Below are 928 nucleotides of genomic sequence, written 5' to 3' on the forward strand. Positions count from 1 at the left end.
CTACTTGCCGGTCTCCTTCTCGTACGCCTTGATGACCTCGTCGGTCGGGCCGTCCATCAGCAGTTCGCCCTTCTCCAGCCACAGCACCCGGTCACAGGTGTCCCGGATGGACTTGTTGTTGTGGCTGACGAGGAAGACCGTGCCGGCCTCTTGGCGGAGCTCCCGGATCCGGGCCTCGGAGCGCTTCTGGAACTTCCTGTCACCGGTGGCCAGCGCCTCGTCGATCATCAGCACATCGTGGTCCTTGGCCGCGGCGATGGAGAACCGCAGCCGGGCCGCCATACCGGAGGAGTACGTACGCATCGGCAGGGTGATGAAGTCACCCTTCTCATTGATGCCGGAGAAGTCCACGATGCCCTGGTAACGCTCCCGGACCTGCTCCCGCGACATCCCCATCGCCAGACCGCCGAGGATCACATTCCGCTCACCGGTCAGATCGTTCATCAGCGCCGCGTTCACCCCCAGCAGCGACGGCTGGCCGTTGGTGTAGACCTTGCCCCGCTCGGTGGGCAGCAGCCCCGCCACCGCCTTGAGCAGCGTGGACTTCCCCGAGCCATTGGACCCGATCAGACCGATCGACTCACCCTTGTACGCCACGAAGGTGACCCCGCGCACCGCGTGCACCTCACGCATCCCCGGGGCGCTCTTGCGGCCCAGCAAGCGGCTGAGGGCGGCGGTGGCACTGCCCTTCCCCTTGGGGCCGCCGTTGACCCGGTAGACGATGTGGACGTCGTCGGCGATGACGGTGGGCACCCGCGCCGGCGCGGACGCCGCCCGGGCGGCCTGGTCGGCCCGCTCGGCCCGCTCCGCCTGGGCACCTTTGTCAAGGGTTCGCTCAGCCACGGCCGTACTGCTCCTCTGCCTTCCAGAAGTACACGAATCCCCCGACACCGAAGAGCACCGCCCAGCCCAGGGCCAGCGCCCACAC

General features: G+C 67.8%; 1 protein-coding gene. It reads right to left on the reverse strand.

All coding sequences use genetic code 11. The features are described 5' to 3' along the window. Positions 1-843, reverse strand: a complete 843-nt coding sequence (locus tag ABD329_RS47825; RefSeq protein ID WP_425574488.1) for an ABC transporter ATP-binding protein — start codon at positions 841-843, stop codon at positions 1-3. Between the last annotated feature and the right edge of the window lie 85 nt (positions 844-928).

This window comes from Streptomyces javensis (assembly GCF_039525925.1).
GTDB lineage: Bacteria > Actinomycetota > Actinomycetes > Streptomycetales > Streptomycetaceae > Streptomyces > Streptomyces asiaticus.